Here is a 19,876-nt window from a genome sequence, read left to right on the forward strand (position 1 = left end):
CACAAATCCCCTGTGGGAGCGAGCTTGCTCGCGAAGGCGTCCATCCCTTCAACATCATCATTGCCTGACCCAACGCCTTCGCGGCCAAGCCCGCTCCCACAGGAGGCGGGGTTGCGGGCATAAAAAAACCCGCCAGGTTGGCGGGTTTTTTTATCGGCTAAGCGAAGATCACTCTTCGATGTTGCCCATGGCGGTGGTGTTGAAGCCGCCGTCGACGTACATGATTTCGCCGCTGATGCCCGACGCCAGGTCGGAGCACAGGAAGGCGCCGGCGTTGCCGACTTCGTCGATGGTGACGTTGCGACGCAGCGGGGTTTGCGCTTCGTTGGCGGCCAGCATTTTACGGAAGTTCTTGATGCCCGACGCTGCCAGGGTACGGATCGGGCCAGCCGATACGCAGTTGACGCGGGTGCCGTCCGGGCCCAGGGAGCCGGCCAGGTAACGCACGCCAGCTTCCAGCGAAGCCTTGGCCATGCCCATGACGTTGTAGTTCGGCATGGTGCGCTCGGCGCCCAGGTACGACAGGGTCAGCAGGCTGCCGTTGCGGCCTTTCATCATTTCGCGGCCGGCTTTGGCCAGGGCTACGAAGCTGTAGGCGCTGATGTCGTGAGCGATGCGGAAACCGTCACGGGTGGTGGCTTCGGTGAAGTCGCCGTCCAGTTGGTCGCCCGGGGCGAAGCCAACGGAGTGGACGATGCAGTCCAGGCCATCCCACTTCTTGCTCAGTGCTTCGAAGACCTTGGCGATTTCTTCATCGCTGGCCACGTCGCACGGGAAGCACAGCTCAGGGCTCGAACCCCAGCCTTGGGCGAATTCTTCAACACGACCTTTCAGTTTGTCGTTCTGATAAGTGAAGGCAAGCTCAGCGCCCTCGCGATGCATGGCGGCAGCGATGCCGGATGCGATGGACAGCTTGCTGGCGACACCGACGATCAGTACGCGCTTACCGGCGAGAAAACCCATGTGTTGCTCCTCTTTCAGGTTATTGCGCAGTGGCTGGTGCCAAAAAAGCGGCTTCCAGCAACTGCTGTGTATACGGATGTTGGGGGGCGGCAAAAATACTTTGCGCGTCTCCCTGTTCGACCACTTGGCCATGCTTGACCACCATCAACTGGTGGCTCAGCGCTTTGACGACAGCCAGGTCATGGCTGATAAACAAATACGTCAGGTTGTACTTGGCTTGCAGTGAACGCAACAGCTCCACCACTTGCCGCTGCACCGTCCGGTCGAGCGCCGAAGTCGGCTCGTCCAGCAGGATCAGCGCCGGTTTCAGCACCAAAGCCCGGGCAATGGCAATTCGCTGCCGTTGCCCACCGGAAAATTCGTGGGGGTAGCGGTGCCGGGTTTCCGGATCCAGACCTACCTCCTTCAATGCCGCAATAATCGCCGCCTGTTGCTCCTCGGCGGTGCCCATCTTGTGAATCCGCAGGCCTTCGCCAACGATATCGCTGACACACATGCGCGGGCTCAGGCTGCCAAACGGATCCTGAAACACCACCTGCATCTCCCGACGCAACGGGCGAACCTCGTTCTGCGTCAGGCAGTCTAGCTGCTTGCCTTCAAAGCGGATCGCGCCTTTGCTGCCGATCAGACGCAAAATCGCCAGACCCAGCGTGGATTTGCCGGAACCGCTTTCCCCGACAATCCCCAAAGTCTGACCCTGAGGCAGGCTGAAATTGATGCCGTCCACTGCCTTGACGTGATCTACCGTGCGTTTGAGCAGGCCTTTCTTGATCGGGAACCAGACTTTCAAGTCCTCGACCTCAAGCAGCGGCGCGCCGATTTTATTGGTCGCCGGGCCTCCGCTGGGCTCCGCGCCGAGCAATTCCCGAGTGTACGGATGCTGCGGCGAACGGAACAGCTCTTCGCACGATGCCTGTTCGACGATGCAACCGCGCTGCATGACACATACACGATGCGCAATTCTTCGCACGAGGTTCAAATCGTGACTGATCAGTAACAGCGACATGCCCAATCGCGCCTGTAATTCCTTGAGCAAATCGAGAATTTTCAGCTGAACGGTCACGTCCAGCGCCGTGGTCGGCTCGTCGGCAATCAGCAGTTCCGGCTCGTTGGCCAGCGCCATGGCGATCATCACCCGTTGGCGTTGGCCACCAGACAATTCATGGGGCAGGGCCTTGAGGCGCTTGTGCGGCTCGGGGATGCCGACCATCTCCAGCAGTTCAAGCGTACGCTTGGTCGCGACTTTGCCGGTCAGGCCTTTGTGGATGCCGAGCACTTCGTTGATCTGCTTCTCGATCGAGTGCAACGGGTTCAGCGAGGTCATCGGCTCCTGAAAAATCATCGCGATGCGATTACCGCGAATATGGCGGATGGTTTTTTCACTCAAGCCCAGCAGATTTTGCCCGGCGTAATTGATGCTGCCGGCTGGATGGCGGGCCATCGGGTAGGGCAGCAACCGCAGGATCGAGTGTGCAGTCACCGATTTGCCCGAGCCGGATTCGCCGACCAACGCCAGGGTTTCGCCACGCTTGATGTCAAAACTCACGCCCTCGACGACGCGGTGTATGCGCTCACCGAAACCGAATTCGACGGCGAGGTCGCGCACTTCGATCAGATTGTCCTGATTCATTTCACTTCCTCGGGTCGAAGGCATCGCGAGCGGACTCGCCGATAAACACCAGCAAACTCAACATCAAGGCCAGCACGGCAAAGGCGCTGATGCCCAGCCACGGCGCTTGCAGGTTGGATTTGCCCTGCGCGACCAGTTCACCCAGCGACGGACTGCCGGCCGGCAAACCGAAACCGAGGAAGTCCAGCGCGGTGAGGGTGCCGATGGCGCCGGTGAGGATGAACGGCATAAACGTCATGGTCGAGACCATCGCGTTGGGCAGGATGTGGCGGAACATGATCGCGCCGTTCTGCATGCCCAGCGCCCGCGCCGCACGCACGTATTCGAGGTTACGACCCCGGAGGAACTCGGCGCGCACCACGTCGACCAAGCTCATCCACGAGAACAGCAGCATGATCCCCAGCAGCCACCAGAAATTCGGCTGCACAAAACTGGCAAGAATGATCAGCAGATACAGCACCGGCAGCCCCGACCAGATCTCCAGAAAACGCTGCCCGGCCAGATCGACCCAGCCGCCATAAAAACCCTGCAGTGCGCCGGCAATCACGCCGATGATCGAACTCAACACGGTCAGCGTCAGCGCGAACAGCACGGAAATACGGAAGCCGTAAATCACCCGCGCCAACACGTCGCGACCCTGATCGTCGGTACCGAGCAGGTTGTCCGCCGACGGTGGCGCCGGCGCCGGGACTTTCAGGTCGTAATTGATGCTCTGGTAGTTGTACGGAATCGGCGCCCACAACACCCACGCATCCTTGGCCTTGAGCAGTTCGCGGATGTACGGGCTCTTGTAGTTGGCTTCCAGCGGGAATTCGCCGCCAAACGTCGTTTCCGGGTAGCGCTTGATCGCCGGGAAGTACCAATTGTTGTCGTAATGCACCACCAGCGGCTTGTCGTTGGCGATCAGCTCGGCGCCGAGGCTCAGCCCGAACAGGATCAGAAACAGCCACAGCGACCACCAGCCGCGCTTGTTGGCCTTGAACAGTTCGAAGCGGCGGCGGTTGAGAGGGGACAGGTTCATCTCAATGCTCCCGGCTTTCGAAGTCGATGCGCGGATCAACCAGGGTGTAAGTGAGGTCGCCGATCAGTTTCACCACCAGCCCGAGCAGGGTGAAGATGAACAGGGTGCCGAACACCACCGGGTAATCGCGGTTGATCGCCGCTTCGAAACTCATCAGGCCGAGACCGTCGAGGGAGAAGATCACTTCCACCAGCAAAGAGCCGGTGAAGAAGATGCCGATGAACGCCGAGGGGAAACCGGCAATCACCAATAGCATGGCGTTGCGAAACACGTGGCCGTAGAGCACGCGATGGCGGGTCAGACCTTTGGCCTTGGCGGTGACCACGTACTGTTTGTTGATTTCGTCGAGGAAGCTGTTTTTGGTCAGCAGGGTCATGGTCGCGAAGTTGCCGATCACCAGTGCTGTAACTGGCAGCGCGAGGTGCCAGAAGTAATCGAGGATCTTGCCGCCGAAACTCAGTTCATCGAAGTTGTTCGAGGTCAGCCCGCGTAACGGAAACCAGTCGAGATAACTGCCGCCGGCGAACACCACGATCAGCAGGATCGCAAAAAGGAACGCCGGGATCGCGTAGCCGACGATGATCGCCGAACTGGTCCACACATCGAAGTGACTGCCGTGCCGCGTGGCCTTGGCGATCCCCAGCGGGATCGACACCAGGTACATGATCAGCGTGCTCCACAGCCCCAGCGAGATCGACACCGGCATCTTTTCCTTGATCAGGTCGATGACCTTGGCGTCGCGGAAAAAGCTGTCGCCGAAATCCAGCGAGGCGTAGTTTTTGACCATGATCCACAGGCGTTCCGGGGCCGACTTGTCGAACCCGTACATGAGCTCGATTTCCTTGATCAGCGCCGGATCCAGCCCTTGCGCGCCGCGATAGGAGGAACCGGCCACCGAGACCTCGGCACCGCCGCCAGCGATGCGACTGGTGGCGCCTTCGAAGCCTTCGAGCTTGGCGATCATCTGTTCCACCGGGCCACCGGGCGCGGCCTGAATGATCACGAAGTTGATCAGCAGAATGCCGAACAGGGTCGGAATGATGAGCAGCAGTCGCCGAAAAATATACGCCAGCATCTGATTACTCCGTGCCCGCAGGGTCGGCTTGCAGTTTGGTTTCGACTTCTACCGCCGGTTTAGCGTCAGGCTTGACCCACCAGGTGTTGATGCCGATGTCGTACTTGGGTGAGACCTTCGGATGGCCGATGTGATTCCAGTACGCCACGCGCCAGGTCTTGATGTGCCAGTTGGGCACCACGTAGTAGCCCCACTGCAACACGCGATCCAGCGCGCGGGCGTGGGCCACCAGGCTGGCGCGCGAGTCGGCGTTGATCAGGCTCTCGACCAGTTGATCGACGATCGGATCCTTCAAGCCCATGGTGTTGCGGCTGCTGGCCTTGTCGGCAGCGGCGCTCATCCAGAATTCGCGCTGCTCGTTACCCGGCGAATTGGATTGCGGGAAGCTGCCGACGATCATGTCGAAGTCCCGCGAGCGCACGCGGTTGATGTACTGCGAAACGTCGACGCGGCGGATCACCAGTTCGATGCCGAGGTCGCTGAGGTTGCGCTTGAACGGCAGCAACACGCGTTCGAATTCGGTCTGGGCGAGGAGAAATTCGATCACCACCGGTTTGCCGGTGGCGTCGACCATTTTGTCGTCGACGATCTTCCAGCCGGCCTCTTGCAGCAGTTGATAGGCCTCGCGCTGGTGATTGCGGATCATGCCGCTGGCGTCGGTCTTCGGGTTGTCGAAGGCTTCGCTGAACACCTGCGCCGGGAGCTTGTTGCGGAACGGGTCGAGGATCGCCAGTTGATCGGCGTCGGGCAGGCCGGTGGCGGCCATTTCCGAGTTTTCGAAATAGCTGCGGGTGCGGAAGTAGGCACCGTTGAACAGTTGTTTATTGGTCCATTCGAAATCGAACAGCAAACCGAGCGCCTGGCGCACCCGTATGTCCTGGAACACCGGACGGCGCAGGTTGTAGACGAAACCCTGCATGCCGGTCGGGTTGCTGTTGGGGATCAATTCCTTGATCAAACGGCCCTCGGTGACCGCCGGGATGTTGTAAGCGTTGGCCCAGTTTTTCGCGGTCATCTCCAGCCAGAAATCGAACTGCCCGGCCTTTAACGCTTCGACGGCGACGGTGTTGTCGCGGTAGTAATCGCTGGTCATCGTGTCGAAATTGTAGAAGCCACGGTTGACCGGCAGATCCTTGCCCCAGTAATCCTTGACCCGCTCGTACCGAATCGAACGGCCGGCCTTCACTTCGGCAACCTTGTACGGGCCGCTGCCGAGCGGAATTTCCAGATTGCCCTTGCTGAAATCGCGATCGGCCCACCAGTGTTTCGGCAGCACCGGCAACTGGCCGAGAATCAGCGGCAACTCGCGATTATTGTTGTGCTTGAACCTGAACAGCACTTTCAGCGGGTCTTCGGCGATGACTTCGGACACGTCGCTGTAGTAGCCGCGATACATCGGCGAGCCTTCCTTGGTCAGCGTGTTGAAGCTGAACACCACGTCGTCGGCGCGCACTGGATGACCGTCGTGGAAGCGTGCTTCGGGGCGCAGGTAGAACCGCACCCAGCTGTTGTCCGGGGCCTTTTCGATCTTGCCGGCGATCAGGCCATATTCGGTGAACGGCTCGTCGAGGCTGTGCTTGGTCAGGGTGTCGTAGATCTGCCCGATGTCATCGGCCGGCACGCCTTTGCTGATAAACGGGTTGAGGCTGTCGAAGCCACCAAAACCGGCCTGACGGAATACGCCGCCCTTGGGCGCGTCGGGATTCACGTAATCGAAATGCTTGAAATCGGCCGGGTATTTCGGCGGCTCGTTGTACAGGGTCACGGCGTGTTGCGGGGCGGCAAAGGCCAGCCCGGCGAACAGCAAGCCGCTGGCCTGGACGAGCAGGGCGCGGATGGGTTTCATCGATCTTTCTCCGAAGACTTCAGCCACCACGCGCTCAGGCCCAGGGTGTAGGGCGGCGTGGTGACGAAGGCCAACCGGTTGCGGTAGGCCAGGCGGTGATAATTCAGGTACCAGTTGGGAATGCTGTAGTGCTGCCAGAGCAGCACGCGGTCGAGCGCCTTGCCGGCGGCGACCTGTTCATCGCGGGTGCGCGCGGCGAGCAATTGTTCGAGCAGGTGATCGACCACCGGGTTGGCGATGCCCGCGTAATTCTTGCTGCCCTTGACCCCGACCTGACTGGAATGGAAGTACTGCCACTGCTCAAGGCCCGGGCTGAGGGTCTGGTTGAGCGTCATCAGGATCATGTCGAAATCGAACTGATCGAGGCGCTGTTTGTACTGCGCGCGATCGACCGTGCGCAGGCGCGCGTCGATGCCGATGCTGTTGAGGTTCTCAATGTACGGCTGGAGGATGCGCTCCAGATTCGGGTTGACCAGCAGCAGTTCGAAACGCAGCGGCTGGCCGTCGGCGTTTTGCAGGCGCTGGCCGTTGAGCTTCCAGCCGGCCTCGGCGAGCAGGGCCAGCGCTTTGCGCATGGTCTCGCGAGGAATGCCGCGGCCGTCGGTTTGCGGCAACGTGAACGGCTCGGTGAACAGCTTGGCCGGCAGTTGCTCCTTGTACGGTTTGAGCATCAGCCATTCGTGCCCGACCGGCAGGCCACTGGCGCTGAATTCGCTGTTCGGGTAGTAACTGGTGGTGCGCTTGTAGGCATCGCTGAACAGCGCGCGGTTGGTCCACTCGAAGTCGAACATCAGCCCCAGCGCTTCGCGGGTTTTGACGTCGGCGAACGTGGCGCGGCGGGTGTTCATGAACAGGCCCTGACTCTGGGTCGGGATCTGGTGCGGGATCTGCGCCTTGATCACGTCGCCACGGCGGATGGCCGGGAAGTTGTAGCCGTTGGCCCAGTTCTTCGCCTGATGCTCGATGTAGATGTCGAACTCGCCGGCCTTGAACGCTTCGAAGGCGACATCGCTGTCGCGGTAGAACTCGACTTCCATGCGATCGAAGTTGTACTTGCCGCGATTGACCGCCAAGTCCTTGCCCCAGTAATCCTTGACCCGCTCGAAGATCAACTGTCGGCCCGGCGTCACCGAAGTGATGCGATACGGGCCGCTGCCCAGCGGCGGTTCGAAGGTGGTGGCTTTGAAGTCGCGGTCTTTCCAGTAGTGCTGCGGCAGCACCGGCAATTCACCGAGGCGCAGGATCAACAGCGGATTGCCCGAGCGTTTGAGCACGAAACGAATGCGCTGCGGATTGAGGATATCCACGCGCAGCACTTCCTGAAGGGCCGTGCGGTACAGCGGATGACCTTCCTTGAGCAGCAAGCGGTAGGAGAACGCGACGTCATAAGCGGTGATCGGCGTGCCGTCGTGGAAACGTGCCTCGGGGCGCAGATTGAACACCACCCAACTGCGATCTTCGCTGTATTCCACCGATTGCGCGATCAAGCCATAGCTTGACGCTGGCTCGTCACCGGACGGCGAATACTGGCCAGTGCCGACCATCAGTGGCTCGTTCAGCTCGTTGATGCCGTACTGGAGGAAATTCGGCGTGGTGACCGGGCTGGTGCCCTTGAAGGTGTATGGGTTGACCGTATCGAAGGTGCCGAACGCCATCACCCGCAACGTACCGCCCTTGGGCGCTTGCGGGTTGACCCAGTCGAAGTGGGTAAATCTGGCCGGGTACTTGAGCGTGCCGAACTGCGCATAACCGTGACTTTCGGTAATCGTCGCGCTTGCGGTTGAGCTCAAGGCCAGGCTGATCAGGAGCAGGAGGAGGGGACGCTTCAAGTCAGATCTGATCCAGGCGGCTTGGGCTTTGTGGGCCGTACAGTAACAGCTTGTCTGGACAGGAAAAAGATCGCGGGTTAATGGGGGGTTAATCCGCTTGCCTGACAGCCCCTCACCCTAGCCCTCTCCCGGAGGGAGAGGGGACTGACCGAGGTGTTTGCGGGAGGTACGCCGACTTGCGATACCGAGCCGAACTCAAATTCTGAATAGCCCCCAATCGGCTCCCTTTCCCCTCTACCCCTTGGGGGAGAGGGCTGGGGTGAGGGGGATAGATCTCAAGAACACCAAAAAACCCGAACCAAAAAAAAGCCCCCGAAATCTCAGGGGCTCTTCTGTCAGTGCGGCTGATAAACCGTAAGCATCTGCCCCGGCTTCAAAGCCTTGCTCGCACCCGGATTCCAGCGCTTGAGATGCTGCATCTCAACATTGAAACGCTTGGCCACCACGTACAACGTGTCGCCGCGCTTAACCTTGTACTGAGTCTGCTGCTTGCTATCGCCTTTTTTGCTCTTGCTGTTGGCCGCAATCACCGTGTTGACCCGGCCCGAGCTGCGGCTCTTGCTTGGTTTGCTCGTGTCGCGCATCACCAGAGTCTGACCAACCTTGAGGTTTTTGCCGGTCAGCTTGTTCCAGCGTTGCAGATCCTTCACTTCAACCTTGTTGGCCTTGGCGATGGAGCCGAGGTTGTCACCACGCTTGACGCGGTAGGCGCGTTTCAGCTTCGCCACTTCCGTCGGATCAGCGCCTTCAAACACCGGTTTCAAGGAGCGTTTGCTAATCAACTCGTCCGGCGACATGGTCTGCAGGCTGGTGGTCAGCAATTGCGCCTTGGACGTTGGCACCAGCAAATGCTGAGGGCCGTCGACGGTGATGCGCTGTTTGTAGGCAGGGTTGAGCTGGAACAGTTCGTCTTCGTCGATGTTGGCCACTTCAGCGACTTTGGACAGGTCCATGCGCTGATTGATTTCGACGACCTGGAAGTACGGTTCGTTGGCGATCGGGTTGAGGTTGACCCCGTACGCTTCCGGCGACTGCACCACTTGCGACAGCGCCAGCAACTTCGGCACGTAGGCCTGGGTTTCCGACGGCAGCGGCAGGTTCCAGTAGTCGGTTGGCAAACCGAGTTTCTCGTTACGTTCGATGGCGCGGCTGACCGTGCCTTCACCGGCGTTATACGCGGCGAGCGCCAGCAACCAGTCACCGTTGAACATGTCGTGCAGACGGGTCAGGTAATCGAGTGCGGCGGTGGTCGAGGCGGTGATGTCGCGACGACCATCGTAGAAGCGGGTCTGGCGCAGGTTGAAGTAACGCCCGGTGGAAGGAATGAATTGCCACAAGCCAACCGCGTCAGCGCGGGAATAGGCCATCGGGTTGTAGGCACTTTCAATCACTGGCAGCAGCGCCAGTTCCAGCGGCATGTTGCGTTCTTCGAGGCGTTCGACAATGTAATGAATGTAGAGACTGCCGCGATCGCCGGCGTTCTCAAGGAATGAAGGATTGCTGGCGAACCACAGGCGCTGTTGCTCGATGCGCGGGTTCACACCCAGGCCTTCCTGCAACTGGAAGCCCTCGCGCATGCGCTCCCAGACGTCCTGAGGAATCTGTGGAGTGGGCTTTTCGCTGAGCCAGATCGGCTTCTGCTTGGCTCGCGCAGCAATGTTCGGCGTATGGGTCGCTTCAGTCTGCGGAGCATGGCTGGAACAGCCCGCCAGCGTGGCGGACACAGCCACCGCGATGGCTTGCGCCAAGCGGGTCAATGCGTCTGAATTGACGGACTTACGTATGGATGACGACATTGGCTGGAAGTAAGTTCCGGGCAAAAATGTCGGGCGATTCTAGAAAGCGCACCCCCTGCGGTCAACCATTGAGAATTTTTGTACCAAGCAGACCAGTGCTTAGAACTTATCTTTCCAAGCCCGCAGAGCCGCAAAAACCTCACTCGGCTCCCGGTTTTGAGCGCCTGCCCGTTCGTCCACTTTTTGTTTAACTAATGTTTCACCGGTGCGTAAAAACGGATTTGTGAGCTTTTCCAGTGCCAAAGTTGACGGCAGGGTCATCACGCCGTTTTGCCGTTGTTGGGTAACTTTTTCCAGACGGGCGGCAATATCGGCATTGGTCGGTTCGACCGCTGCGGCGAATTTGAGATTGCTCAGGGTGTATTCGTGGGTGCAATAGACGAGGGTGTCTTCGGGCAGTGCGGCGAGACGGCTGAGCGAGTGGTGCATCTGATCGGGCGTACCCTCGAACAGGCGACCGCAACCCGCGGCAAACAGAGTGTCGCCGCAGAACAGCAGACCGTGGTGATAATAAGCAATGTGTCCCAAGGTGTGACCGGGCACCGCATAGACATCAAACTCCCAGCCGAGCACGCTGGCGGAGTCGTTGTCGTTCAGCGCCACGTCGCGCGCCGGGATATTTTCGCTGGCCGGGCCATAAACAGTGGCGCCGCTGATGTGTTTCAGGCGTTCGACGCCGCCAACATGGTCATGGTGATGGTGAGTGATCAAAATATCGCTCAAGACCCAGTCCGGATGTGCATCAAGCCACGCCTCGACGGGCGCGGCATCACCCGGGTCGACCACGGCGCAACGTTGGCTGCGGTGATCTTGTAACAACCAGATGTAGTTATCGGTGAACGCGGGCAGGGCACTGATCTGTATCATCGTCGGAATTCGCCAAGCGGGAAACATTGGCGCATCTTAGTAGTTCCTGGCGCTTTGGAGAATGCGATGAGTGATAAAGCGTTCGCACAGGCTGATCCTGACTGGCTGGCACTGATCGGTGCCGCCCGTGAATGGCTGTCCGGCCCGCTCGGGCAATTTTTGCTCGATGAAGAGCGGCGCATGCTCGAAGACGAGCTCGGCCGGTTCTTTGGCGGTTATCTGGTGCATTACGGCCCGTCCGCTGAAACGCCACCGTCGGCGCCGCAAGTGCAGCGCAACGTGCGCCTTGGCGCGCCGCTGCCGGGGGTCGAGATTGTCTGCGAGGAACAAGCCTGGCCATTGAGCGAGCATGCCGCCGATGTGGTGGTGATGCAGCACGGTCTGGATTTCTGCCTGTCACCCCACGGTTTGCTGCGCGAAGCAGCGAGCAGCGTGCGCCCCGGTGGCCATTTGCTGATCATCGGCATCAACCCGTGGAGCACGTGGGGCCTGCGTCATGTTTTCGCCCACGACGCCTTGCGTCAGGCGCGCTGCATCTCGCCATCGCGGGTCGCCGACTGGCTCAACCTGCTGGGCTTCGCGCTGGAGAAACGCCGCTTCGGGTGCTATCGTCCGCCGCTCGCGTCAGCCAAGTGGCAGGGCCGTCTGGCCGGCTGGGAACGCAAGGCCGGTGACTGGCAATTGTCGGGTGGCGGCTTCTATTTATTGGTCGCGCGCAAGATCGTGGTGGGCCTGCGGCCGTTGCGGCAGGAACGTCGTGAACCGATGGGCAAGCTGATTCCGCTGCCGATGGCCAAGGTCAACCGCCGCCGCATCGAACCGTAAACCTTCTTTTAATTGTGGCCGGGTTTGTCCCGGCCTTGGTCATTGTCGATCCGTGAACGGCAAGGCACGTATTTTTCTGGATAGAGTGGCATGAGCGAAAGCGTTGAAAGCGTCGATACCGTAGAGCTGTTTACTGACGGCGCCTGCAAAGGCAATCCCGGCCCGGGCGGCTGGGGCGCCTTGCTGGTGTGCAAGGGCGTTGAAAAGGAACTGTGGGGCGGCGAAGCCAACACCACCAACAACCGCATGGAATTGCTCGGCGCCATTCGTGGCCTCGAAGCCTTGAAGCGTCCGTGCGAAGTGCTGCTGGTGACCGACTCGCAATACGTGATGAAGGGCATCAACGAGTGGATGGCCAACTGGAAGAAGCGCGGCTGGAAAACGGCGGCGAAAGAACCGGTGAAAAACGCTGATTTGTGGAAAGAGCTCGACGAGCAGGTCAACCGCCACACCGTCAAATGGAAGTGGGTGCGTGGGCACATCGGCCATCATGGCAACGAGCGGGCTGACCAGTTGGCGAACCGTGGTGTGGACGAGGTTCGCGGGTACAAGCAGAGCTGATTTCTTCCGTTGTACCGTGGTGTTGCCATTCGCGAGCAAGCCCGCTCCCACAGGAAAATGCATTCCAGATCTGATCTGTACCTTCCTTGAATTGGAATGCATTCCAATGTGGGAGCGAGCCTGCTCGCGAATGGGACGCCACGGTCTGCCTGAAACACCCCGCCGAGCGTGTTAACATCCGCGTTTTTGCACGATTGACCCGTTGAGAGCTGAGCACTGATGGCCACCAGATCCGTTGTACTCGATACCGAAACCACCGGCATGCCGGTGACCGATGGTCACCGGATTATCGAAATCGGTTGTGTCGAACTGATCGGTCGGCGCCTGACGGGCCGGCATTTCCACGTCTATCTGCAACCGGATCGCGAGAGTGACGAAGGCGCGATTGGCGTTCACGGCATCACCAACGAATTCCTCGTCGGCAAGCCGCGTTTCAATGAGGTCGCCGACGAGTTCTTCGAGTTCATCAAAGGCGCGCAGCTGATCATTCATAACGCGGCGTTCGACGTTGGCTTCATCAACAACGAATTCGCCTTGATGGGCGCGAAGGATCGCGCTGACATCACGCAGCACTGCTCGATCCTCGACACCCTGATGATGGCCCGGGAACGTCACCCGGGACAGCGCAACAGCCTCGACGCCTTGTGCAAACGTTACGGCGTCGACAACTCCGGTCGTGAACTGCACGGCGCGTTGCTCGACTCGGAGATTCTTGCCGACGTCTACCTGACCATGACCGGCGGCCAGACCAGTCTGTCGCTGGCGGGCAATGCTTCTGACGGTAACGGATCGGGCGAGGGCGCGGACAACTCTGCCACCGAGATTCGTCGGTTGCCGGTAGATCGCCAGCCTGCGCGGATTATTCGCGCGACTGAAGATGAATTGGCGGCGCATCTGGTGCGGTTGGAGATTATCGCCAAGTCTGCCGGTGGCCCAGCGTTATGGACGCAGATCGCCGAAGCCGACGCCCAAGCCTGAAGATCAAAAGATCGCAGCCTGCGGCAGCTCCTACAGGGGATTGCATTCCAATGTAGGAGCTGCCGAAGGCTGCGATCTTTTAATTTGTGGACATGAAGCCAACTGGCCACCCTCGCCACATTCGCTGCAACCCTCTACCCTGAGTGCATTGGCAGATTCATTTCTGCCGCCTCAGGACACTGAGCCCCATGTACAAAGATTTGAAGTTTCCGGTGTTGATCGTCCATCGCGACATCAAGGCCGACACGGTCGCCGGTGACCGCATCCGTGGCATCGCCCGGGAACTGGAGCAGGAAGGTTTCAGCATCGTCTCTGCCACCGACTACACGGAAGGGCGTCTGGTCGCGTCGACCCATCATGGCCTCGCGTGCATGCTGATTGCCGCCGAGGATGCCTCAACCAACTCGCATCTGTTGCAGAACATGGCTGAACTCATTGGCCTCGCGCGGGTGCGCGCCCCGGATCTGCCGATCTTTGCCTTGGGCGAGCAAGTCACCCTGGAAAACGCCCCGGCCGATGCCATGGCCGAGCTCAATCAACTGCGCGGCATTCTCTATTTGTTCGAAGACACCGTGCCGTTTCTCGCCCGGCAAGTGGCGCGGGCGGCGCGCAAGTATCTGGATGGTTTGCTGCCGCCGTTTTTCAAAGCATTGGTGCAGCACACCGCGGATTCCAATTATTCGTGGCATACCCCCGGCCATGGCGGGGGAGTGGCGTATCACAAGAGTCCGGTGGGGCAGGCGTTTCACCAGTTTTTTGGGGAGAACACACTGCGTTCGGATTTGTCCGTATCGGTGCCGGAACTCGGCTCGCTGCTCGATCACACCGGCCCGCTCGCTGAAGCCGAGGCGCGTGCGGCGCGCAATTTCGGCGCCGATCACACCTTTTTCGTGATCAATGGCACCTCGACCGCCAACAAGATTGTCTGGCACTCGATGGTCGCTCGCGATGATCTGGTGCTGGTCGACCGCAACTGCCACAAGTCGGTGCTGCACGCGATCATCATGACCGGCGCGATCCCGTTGTACCTGTGCCCGGAGCGCAATGAACTGGGGATCATCGGCCCGATCCCGTTGAGCGAATTCAGCCGTGAATCGATTCAAGCCAAGATCGATGCGAGCCCGCTGACCAAGGGTCGCGCGCCAAAAGTCAAACTGGCGGTGGTCACCAACTCGACCTACGACGGCCTCTGCTACAACGCCGAACTGATCAAGCAAAAACTCGGTAACAGCGTCGAAGTCCTGCATTTCGACGAGGCCTGGTATGCCTACGCGGCGTTCCACGAATTCTTTGCCGGACGTTACGGTATGGCCACCTCACGCAGCGACGACAGTCCGCTGGTGTTCACCACCCATTCCACGCACAAACTGCTCGCGGCATTCAGTCAGGCCTCGATGATTCATGTGCAGGACGGCGGTGCGCGGCAGCTGGATCGTGACCGTTTCAACGAAGCGTTCATGATGCACATCTCGACCTCGCCGCAGTACAGCATCATCGCTTCGCTGGACGTGGCGTCGGCGATGATGGAAGGCCCGGCCGGACGTTCGTTGTTGCAGGAAACCTTCGATGAGGCGCTGAGCTTCCGTCGTGCGCTGGCGAATCTGCGTCAGCACATTGCTGCGGATGACTGGTGGTTTTCGATCTGGCAGCCGCCCGGCGTCGAAGGTATTGACCGCGTGCAGACCGAAGACTGGTTGCTGAAACCCGATGCCGACTGGCACGGTTTCGGCGATGTCAGCGACGATTATGTGTTGCTTGACCCTATCAAAGTGACCCTGGTGATGCCGGGCCTCAATGCGGGCGGTGCGTTAAGCGAGAAAGGCATTCCGGCGGCGGTAGTCAGCAAATTCCTCTGGGAGCGCGGATTGGTCGTCGAAAAAACCGGCCTGTATTCGTTTCTGGTGTTGTTCTCCATGGGCATCACCAAAGGTAAATGGAGCACGCTGCTCACCGAACTGCTGGAGTTCAAGCGCAGTTACGACGCCAACGTGCGTCTGGAGACTTGTCTACCCTGCGTCGCGCAGGAAGACCCGGTACGCTATCGCGGCATGGGCCTGCGCGACCTCTGTGATCAACTGCACGCCTGCTACCGCAGCAACGCCACGGCCAAACACCTGAAACGCATGTACACCGTGCTCCCCGAAATCGCCATGAAACCGGCTCACGCCTACGATCATCTGGTGCGCGGCGAAGTCGAGGCGGTGCCGATCGATGAATTGGAAGGAAGGATTGCCGCCGTGATGCTGGTGCCGTATCCCCCGGGAATTCCGCTTATCATGCCCGGCGAACGCTTTACCGAATCGACCCGTTCGATCATCGATTACCTTAAATTTGCTCGCACGTTCGATAGCAGCTTCCCCGGTTTTGTCGCGGATGTGCATGGATTGCAGCACGAAGACGAGGGCAATGGGCGGCTATACACCGTCGATTGTGTGAAGGAATGAGGACTTTTCCCAGTATGCAACCGGCCGTGAATCCAAAATACCCAGGCCTGTCGGTGCGTGTCGCCGACGAAGGTTTTGCGCCCTATATCTGGGGTAGCGACTTCAGTTTTGAGGTGGCGGCGTATGGCGCGGCGGTGATTGGTCAGCCTGTCGAGCAGTGGCGGGTGACGCCCATCGTGCCGTACCGCAAGTGCTATGGCATCGACCCGGAAGAATTCAGCAGTTTCCGCGATGCGCCGGACAGTGCGATTTTCATGGCGTATCTGGATGACGAGGCGGTGGGCCATTTGGTCATCAGCACCAACTGGAACGGCTTCGCCCATATCGATGAATTGGCGGTGCACGCGCCGGCCCGGCGGCATGGCGTGGCCAAAGCGTTGCTGGATGTCGCGCAATTCTGGAGTCGCAAAAAGAAGCTGCCGGGGATCATGCTTGAAACGCAAAACAACAACCTCGGTGCTTGCCGGTTGTATGAGCGTTGCGGCTATGTGATTGGCGGTGTCGACGAGCTGCGCTATCGCGGCATTGATCCGAACACCGCCGAAGTGGCGCTGTTCTGGTATCGACTGTTTGATAATCCGCTGGAAAACCCGCTCAGCTCGACAGCATCGCCTCGGCTTGTTCCGTGACGATTGTCAGCAAGGTCTGAATTGCCGCTGACGGCGCGCAGTGTTTGAAGGTCAGCGCGTAGAGGCTGATCGGAACCGCCGGCGACAGTGGGCAGACATCGAGGCCGCCGGCGCGCGCACCGAGGGCGGTGAACGGGTCGACGATGGCCAGGCCTTCGCCGGCCTCGACCATGCTGCGCATCATCTGATGGGTTTGCACGCGAGTCTGGATGCTCGGCGCCGGGCGCAAGGCCTCGAGTTTGTTTTCCAGTGCCGGGCTCAGCGGATCCTGACCGTCGAGGCCGACCATCGCCTGACCGGCCAAATCCTGTAGAGAAATGTATTTCTGCTTCGGCTGCAGCCAACCGTGGGGCGCGAGCAGTTGCAGTTTGCCGTGGGCCAGTGGCTGGCAATCAATGTCGGAATGTTCGGGATCGTGCAGGCTCAGGCCCAGATCACTTTCGCGCAGCAACAGGCTGCGGACGATGTCGCGGGTCGGTGCACTGAGCAGGCTGCACGGTGCATCGGGCAGGCGTCGGCGCAGGGCGGCAAGACTTTGCGGTAATAGATGTTGGGAGAGCGGCGGGGTGCCGATGATGCGCAAGGGAGGGGCGAGGTACTGTTTGAGGCTACTGGCCAGACGCTGAACCGGCTCGAGCGCTGCATAGACGTGGGCGATTTCGACTTGCAGCGCCCGCGCTTCCGGCGTTGATTGCAAGCGCCCGCGAACGCTGGCGAACAGCATGAACCCCAACTGACTCTCGGCTTCGCGCAAACGCTCTTCGACCTCGGTCACTGGCAACTGCAGCCATTCGGCGGCGGTGCCCAGGTGACCGGTCTGCAAGAGCGCCTGAATCACTTCGATATGGCGTAAACGCATGCGTGAAGTCCATGTTCAGCAGGTGGGGTCAGTGACTGATCCTAACCCAACTCTGCGCATATGACTTCTGCTCATAACGACGAGTTATGAAGCGACGGTTGGCTCAGGCTCGCGGGTCAGGGTGATACCCGACTGAACCAGTTCGAACGTCTGGTCGTCGATCTTCTTGATGCGATCGCCGATGGCCAGTTTGTAAATCGGCTCCGAGCCAGTGAGACCGTCTGCCGACGGGTTGGATTCCTGGAATTCATGCACGGAATAAACGCGGCCTTCCGCATCTCTTGCATGGAACTGACCGACGAGTACTGCTGCCATCTGTTTAGAACCTCTGGAGATAAAACGCTAGATTTGCGGTTTTAAGACCGCCATCCAGCGCTGTAAGTTTTCCTGCACGAAAAAAATATTCAGCAGCCGGGATTTTTCCCTCGTCTGCTGGTGGAATCGTCACGGGATCATCTATAACTACAGGCTCCCCCACGGACATCGAGAGTCTTCCATGAGCAATGTCTATAACGTCGCCGTCATAGTCGGTAGCCTGCGCAAAGCATCGATCAACCGCAAAGTCGCCCTGGCGCTGGCGGAACTGGCACCGGCGAACCTGAAACTGAGCATTGTCGAGATTGGCGATCTGCCACTGTATAACGAAGACATTGATGGCGATTCACCGCCGGCAGCCTACAGTACTTTCCGGCAAAAAGTCGGTTCTTCCGACGCGGTGCTGTTTGTTACACCGGAGTACAACCGCTCGGTGCCGGCACCGTTGAAGAATGCGATCGATGTTGGCTCGCGGCCTTATGGCAAGGCAGTCTGGAGTGGCAAGCCGGGCGCGGTGATCAGCGTTTCGCCGGGGGCCATTGGCGGTTTCGGCGCGAACCAGCACCTGCGCCAGTCGTTTGTGTTTCTCAATGTGCCCTGCATGCAGCAACCAGAGGCTTATCTGGGCGGTGCGGGGACAGCGTTTGATGAAGCGGGGAAGTTGAGTGAATCGGTGAAACCTTTCCTGCAAAGCTTTATCAATGCTTACGGACAGTTCGTTGAGCAACACAAAAAATAATCCAGCACCTTGGTGAACTCTTTGTGGTGAGGGGATTTATCCCCGATGGGTTGCGAAGCGACCCCCTGCGTTTTTCAGTCAAACCGAGTTCGCAGGTTTTGCGGCTGCTGCGCAGCCGGTCGGGGATAAATCCCCTCACCACAGGTATCCTGTCGTCTTCCAAAATCCTCTATCGAACAAGGCTGTTGCGGATGCTTGCTGCGTCACTGATTTTCCTGCTGACCATTACCCTTGTCATCTGGCAACCCAAAGGCCTCGGCGTCGGCTGGAGTGCGACGCTCGGTGCCGTGCTGGCGTTGATATTTGGCGTCGTGCATCTGAGCGATATCCCGCTGGTCTGGCAGATCATCTGGAACGCCACCGGCACCTTTGTTGCGCTGATCATCATCAGTCTGCTGCTCGACGAGGCCGGTTTCTTCAATTGGGCTGCGTTGCACGTGGCGCGTTGGGGGCGGGGCAGTGGGCGCAAGCTGTTTGCCTTTATGGTGCTACTCGGTGCGCTGGTGTCGGCGCTGTTCGCCAATGACGGCGCGGCGCTGATCCTCACGCCAATCGTGATTTCCATGCTGCTGGCGCTGCGCTTTTCCCCGGCTGCGACCCTGGCCTTCGTCATGGGCGCAGGCTTTATCGCCGACACCGCAAGCCTGCCGCTGGTGGTGTCGAACCTGGTCAACATCGTCTCGGCAGACTTCTTCCACATCGGCTTCAACCGCTACGCGGCGGTGATGGTGCCGGTCAACTTCGTCAGCGTCGCGGCGACGTTGGGCATGTTGCTGTGGTTCTTCCGCCGTGACATTCCCAAGGCCTACGACCCCGATCAACTTGAGCGTCCTGAAACCGCGATCCACGACAAAGCCACGTTCTATGCCGGTTGGGCGGTGTTGGCGATTCTGTTGATCGGCTGTTTCGCCCTTGAGCCGTTGGGCATTCCGATCAGCGCGATTTCCGCTGTCTGCGCCGCACTGCTGCTGGGCATCGCCGCGCGCGGCCACAAGATCTCTACGCGCAAGGTGATGAAAGAGGCGCCGTGGCAGATCGTGATTTTCTCGCTGGGCATGTATCTGGTGGTCTACGGCCTGCGTAATGCCGGGCTGACAAGCTATCTGGCCGGTTGGCTGGATGTGTTTGCTGACCACGGCGTGTGGGGCGCGGCGCTGGGCACCGGTGTGCTGACGGCACTGTTGTCGTCGATCATGAATAATTTGCCGACGGTGTTGATTGGTTTGCTGTCGATCGATGCGAGTCAGGCGAGTGGGGTGATCAAGGAAGCGATGATTTACGCCAACGTGATCGGCAGCGACTTGGGGCCGAAGATCACGCCGATTGGCAGTCTAGCGACGTTGCTGTGGCTGCATGTGCTGGAGCGCAAGGGGATTCACATTGGTTGGGGGTATTACTTCAAGGTCGGGATTGTGTTGACGGTGCCGGTGTTGTTGGTGACGTTGGCGGCTTTGGCTGTGCGTTTATCTATTTAGACCGTGTTGGCCTCTTCGCGAGCA

General features: G+C 59.5%; 17 protein-coding genes. 7 read left to right on the top strand and 10 right to left on the bottom strand.

Annotated features, from left to right (window positions below; genetic code table 11):
- Positions 1–168: 168 nt before the first annotated feature.
- The 8 genes from fabI to gloB form a co-directional block, all read right to left on the bottom strand.
- Positions 169–963, bottom strand: coding sequence for an enoyl-ACP reductase FabI (fabI, locus tag AD669_RS10405; protein ID WP_007910591.1), 795 nt, complete (start codon positions 961–963; stop codon positions 169–171).
- 19 nt (positions 964–982) lie between these two features.
- Positions 983–2,593 (bottom strand): ABC transporter ATP-binding protein, encoded by a 1,611-nt coding sequence (locus tag AD669_RS10410; RefSeq protein WP_053119373.1) that lies wholly within the window; start codon positions 2,591–2,593, stop codon positions 983–985.
- 1 nt (position 2,594) lies between these two features.
- Complete coding sequence (locus tag AD669_RS10415) at positions 2,595–3,614, bottom strand: ABC transporter permease (protein ID WP_053119376.1); 1,020 nt, start codon at positions 3,612–3,614, stop codon at positions 2,595–2,597.
- Position 3,615: 1 nt separating this feature from the next.
- Entirely contained in the window at positions 3,616–4,689 is a 1,074-nt protein-coding gene (locus tag AD669_RS10420) for a microcin C ABC transporter permease YejB (RefSeq protein WP_053119378.1), read from the bottom strand.
- A gap of 4 nt (positions 4,690–4,693) precedes the next feature.
- Positions 4,694–6,535: an extracellular solute-binding protein gene (locus AD669_RS10425; RefSeq protein WP_053119381.1), complete on the bottom strand. Its 1,842-nt coding sequence runs from the start codon at positions 6,533–6,535 to the stop codon at positions 4,694–4,696.
- The gene (locus AD669_RS10430) at positions 6,532–8,364 is read right to left on the bottom strand and encodes an extracellular solute-binding protein (RefSeq protein ID WP_053119383.1); all 1,833 of its coding nucleotides are present in this window, start codon (positions 8,362–8,364) and stop codon (positions 6,532–6,534) included. The genes AD669_RS10425 and AD669_RS10430 overlap by 4 nt, the downstream gene beginning before the upstream one ends.
- A gap of 335 nt (positions 8,365–8,699) precedes the next feature.
- The gene (locus AD669_RS10435) at positions 8,700–10,160 is read right to left on the bottom strand and encodes a LysM peptidoglycan-binding domain-containing protein (RefSeq protein ID WP_053119385.1); all 1,461 of its coding nucleotides are present in this window, start codon (positions 10,158–10,160) and stop codon (positions 8,700–8,702) included.
- Positions 10,161–10,259: 99 nt separating this feature from the next.
- On the bottom strand, positions 10,260–11,027 hold the full coding sequence (gene gloB, locus AD669_RS10440) for a hydroxyacylglutathione hydrolase (RefSeq protein ID WP_053119514.1): 768 nt from the start codon (positions 11,025–11,027) through the stop codon (positions 10,260–10,262).
- A 66-nt stretch (positions 11,028–11,093) separates the two neighbouring features.
- Between gloB and AD669_RS10445 the strand changes: the two genes are divergently transcribed.
- The 5 genes from AD669_RS10445 to AD669_RS10465 all read left to right on the top strand — a co-directional run bounded on the left by AD669_RS10445 (position 11,094) and on the right by AD669_RS10465 (position 16,464).
- Complete coding sequence (locus AD669_RS10445) at positions 11,094–11,852, top strand: class I SAM-dependent methyltransferase (RefSeq protein ID WP_053119387.1); 759 nt, start codon at positions 11,094–11,096, stop codon at positions 11,850–11,852.
- A gap of 90 nt (positions 11,853–11,942) precedes the next feature.
- Complete coding sequence (rnhA, locus tag AD669_RS10450; RefSeq protein WP_053119389.1) at positions 11,943–12,413, top strand: ribonuclease HI; 471 nt, start codon at positions 11,943–11,945, stop codon at positions 12,411–12,413.
- Between the two features lie 219 nt (positions 12,414–12,632).
- Complete coding sequence (gene dnaQ / locus AD669_RS10455) at positions 12,633–13,391, top strand: DNA polymerase III subunit epsilon (protein ID WP_053119391.1); 759 nt, start codon at positions 12,633–12,635, stop codon at positions 13,389–13,391.
- Positions 13,392–13,579: 188 nt separating this feature from the next.
- Positions 13,580–15,835 (top strand): Orn/Lys/Arg decarboxylase N-terminal domain-containing protein, encoded by a 2,256-nt coding sequence (locus AD669_RS10460; RefSeq protein WP_053119393.1) that lies wholly within the window; start codon positions 13,580–13,582, stop codon positions 15,833–15,835.
- Positions 15,836–15,849: 14 nt separating this feature from the next.
- Complete coding sequence (locus AD669_RS10465) at positions 15,850–16,464, top strand: GNAT family N-acetyltransferase (protein WP_053119395.1); 615 nt, start codon at positions 15,850–15,852, stop codon at positions 16,462–16,464.
- Here the strand turns inward: AD669_RS10465 and AD669_RS10470 are convergent.
- Both AD669_RS10470 and AD669_RS10475 read right to left on the bottom strand, forming a co-directional pair.
- Positions 16,430–17,323, bottom strand: a complete 894-nt coding sequence (locus tag AD669_RS10470) for a LysR substrate-binding domain-containing protein (RefSeq protein WP_053119397.1) — start codon at positions 17,321–17,323, stop codon at positions 16,430–16,432. The genes AD669_RS10465 and AD669_RS10470 overlap by 35 nt on opposite strands.
- An 84-nt stretch (positions 17,324–17,407) precedes the next feature.
- Positions 17,408–17,638, bottom strand: coding sequence for a hypothetical protein (locus AD669_RS10475; protein ID WP_053119399.1), 231 nt, complete (start codon positions 17,636–17,638; stop codon positions 17,408–17,410).
- Between the two features lie 181 nt (positions 17,639–17,819).
- On the opposite strand from AD669_RS10475, the gene AD669_RS10480 reads away from it, so the two are divergent.
- Entirely contained in the window at positions 17,820–18,377 is a 558-nt protein-coding gene (locus tag AD669_RS10480) for an NADPH-dependent FMN reductase (RefSeq protein ID WP_053119401.1), read from the top strand.
- Between the two features lie 191 nt (positions 18,378–18,568).
- Entirely contained in the window at positions 18,569–19,852 is a 1,284-nt protein-coding gene (locus tag AD669_RS10485) for an arsenic transporter (RefSeq protein WP_053119403.1), read from the top strand.
- The last annotated feature ends 24 nt before the right edge of the window (positions 19,853–19,876 follow it).

It is taken from the genome of Pseudomonas sp. P1.31 (assembly GCF_001269815.1).
GTDB lineage: Bacteria > Pseudomonadota > Gammaproteobacteria > Pseudomonadales > Pseudomonadaceae > Aquipseudomonas > Aquipseudomonas rustica.